Origin of the sequence: Desulfonatronospira sp., from assembly GCA_003563255.1 — a bacterium.
In the GTDB taxonomy this organism is placed as follows: Bacteria; Desulfobacterota; Desulfovibrionia; order Desulfovibrionales; family Desulfonatronovibrionaceae; genus Desulfonatronospira.
The window spans coordinates 1-2,532 of record PWSL01000126.1 but is presented as its reverse complement, the minus strand read 5'-3'; the positions used below and the strand labels follow the sequence as shown (position 1 = coordinate 2,532).

Sequence of the window (2,532 nt, the reverse complement as noted above, 5' to 3'; positions counted from 1 at the left end):
TTGTTTTTTATGACAGGGTTTCAGGAGTAAGCCACTAACAGAGTACAGATAACTGATAACTGGATTGCGGGCAGAGCCCGCGTTAAAATTAACTGGAGCAGTTATGCGGATATTGATAGTCGGTTCTGGAGGAAGGGAGCACGCTCTGGCCTGGAAAATCAAGCAGAGTCCCAGGTTGGAAAGGCTTTTCATTGCTCCGGGGAATGGCGGCACTGCCATGGAAGGAGAGAACGTGGCCGTGGAGTCCGATGATATCCCCGGACTGGTAAAGCTGGCCAGGGAGAAAAATGTGGATTTGGTCATAGTGGGGCCGGAACTGCCCCTGGTGCTTGGACTGGCGGACGCCCTGGAAAAGGAAAAGGTTCTGTGCTTCGGTCCGGGGGCTTATCCTGCCCAGCTTGAAGGGAGCAAGGCCTTTGCCAAGTCCCTGATGAACGAGGCGGAAGTCCCTACCGCCCGGTACAGGGTGTTTGAGGATTTCAGCCAGGCTGTCGCTCAACTGCGCTCCGGCGGGTTTCCGGTGGTGATCAAGGCAGACGGGCTGGCTGCCGGAAAAGGGGTGGTGGTGGCCCAGGATTTTGAAGAGGCCCGGGAAGCCCTGGATGATATGCTGGTCAAGCAGGTATTCGGCAAGGCCGGAGACCGGGTGGTCATTGAAGAGGCCTTGAGTGGAGAAGAAGCCTCATTTCTGGCCCTGTGCGACGGGCGTCAATTTCTGCTTCTGCCTTCATCCCAGGATCACAAGCGAATCGGAGAAAACGATACCGGACCAAACACCGGGGGAATGGGGGCCTACAGCCCGGCACCGGTGCTACCGGCCGCAAAATACCAGGAAACTGCAGATATGGTTATAAGGCCCATGCTGCAGCACCTGGAACAGACTGACCAGACCTTCAAAGGTGTTTTGTATGCAGGTCTGCTTTTTACTGCAGACGGGCCTAAAGTGCTTGAGTATAATGTTCGTTTCGGTGATCCCGAATGTCAGCCTCTGATGATGCTGATGGATTCGGATCTCCTGAATGTTATTATGGCCTGTGTTTATGGCAGGGCGGATCAACAGGAACTGCGGGTAAAAAATGAGGCTTCAGTCTGTGTAGTTCTTTCAGCAAAGGGATATCCGAGAAAATACGAAAAAGGGCATGAAATTACCGGAATAGAGGAAGCCGAGGAAGATTCCCGGGTCAAGGTCTTTCATGCGGGCACAACATATAAAGACGGGCGGCTGGTCACCAGCGGGGGACGCGTGCTGGGGGTTACAGCCCTGGGCATTGATCTGCAGGACGCCATTAAACGCTGCTACCAGGCCGTGGACAGAATACATTTTGAAGGCATGTATTATCGCAGGGACATAGGTCAAAAGGGTCTTCGATAATTGATGGCTACCCGGCTGTAGTGTATTGTTCCTTCCGGTCGGATCTTCTGATCAGCCACACCAGGAGATACACCACAGGGGTGTCCAGGAGGGCAATTATAAGTTTTACCGCCATCTGGCCCAGTATAAGGGGCAGAATGGGCATGACTCCCAGAAATGCTATACAGATAAAAATGGTGCTGTCAATCAACTGGGACACGGTGGTGGACAGATTGTTTCTAAGCCACAGGTGTCTGCCGCGAAATGTCTTTTTCCAGAAGTGAAAGGCCCAGACATCGTGGTACTGGCTGACCAGATAAGCAGCCAGAGAAGCCAGAATAATCCTGGGGGTTGCTCCCAGGACTTGTTCAAAGGCCTGGCCTTTTTCCCAGAAGGGAGCACCCGGCCAGGCCAGGGCCAGGTGTACCAGTCCCAGGCAGACAACCAGGGCTGCAAAGCCTCCGGCCACCACCTGCCTGGCCGTATTCTTCCCCCAGATCTCACTTATGACATCCGAGGTCACAAAGGTCAGGCAGTAGGCCAGGATGCCTGCCGGGACCACAATGGGTCCCACGCTGATTATTTTGGAAGAAATGACCGCGGCTATTACCAGGCTGCCGGAAAAGATGCAGGCCAGGCTGATCAGGGCCGGGCTGATACGTTCATTCACTAGATCTCCCGGGCCGCCACTTCCACGTCCCGGGCCATATTCTCCCGGGCCTGCCTGATTTTACCGGCCAGGGCGTCATCCTCCAGGGCCAGGATCTGGGCGGCCATCCAGGCTGCGTTTCTGGCACCGGCCTTGTCCAGGGCAACTGTGGCCACTGGAAAGCCCGGAGGCATCTGCACTGTGGCCAGCAGAGAGTCCCAGCCGCTCAAGCTGGATGCAGCCAGGGGGATGCCGATAACCGGCCTGATGGTCTGGGCTGCAACTGCTCCGGCCAGGTGGGCGGCCATGCCGGCAGCGCAGATAAAGATTTTGCAACCTTTGGACTCCATTTCCTGCACCAGTTCTCTGGTGCGTACCGGAGTGCGGTGGGCCGAAGAAATGGTCATGAAATGCTCGATTTCCAGGTCGCTTAGAATCTTGGCGCAGGGTCTGACCAGGTCCAGATCGGACTTGCTTCCCATGAAGATTGCTACTTTGGGCATGTTGTGTACTCCTGATTGCTGGTTTTTGT

The 2,532-nt window shown here is 55.2% G+C and carries 3 protein-coding genes; 1 reads left to right on the top strand and 2 read right to left on the bottom strand.

What is annotated here, in order from left to right; all coding sequences use genetic code 11:
* Positions 1–103: 103 nt before the first annotated feature.
* Positions 104–1,372, top strand: a complete 1,269-nt coding sequence (gene purD / locus QZP87_RS03560; protein ID WP_291321541.1) for a phosphoribosylamine--glycine ligase — start codon at positions 104–106, stop codon at positions 1,370–1,372.
* 7 nt (positions 1,373–1,379) lie between these two features.
* Here purD and QZP87_RS03555 read toward each other — a convergent pair whose 3' ends face one another.
* Entirely contained in the window at positions 1,380–2,021 is a 642-nt protein-coding gene (locus tag QZP87_RS03555) for a queuosine precursor transporter (RefSeq protein WP_291321540.1), read from the bottom strand.
* Positions 2,021–2,503 carry a 5-(carboxyamino)imidazole ribonucleotide mutase gene (gene purE / locus QZP87_RS03550; RefSeq protein ID WP_291321539.1) on the bottom strand — a complete coding sequence of 161 codons (483 nt, stop codon included), beginning with the start codon at positions 2,501–2,503 and terminating at the stop codon, positions 2,021–2,023. Before purE ends, QZP87_RS03555 begins: the two co-directional genes overlap by 1 nt.
* Between the last annotated feature and the right edge of the window lie 29 nt (positions 2,504–2,532).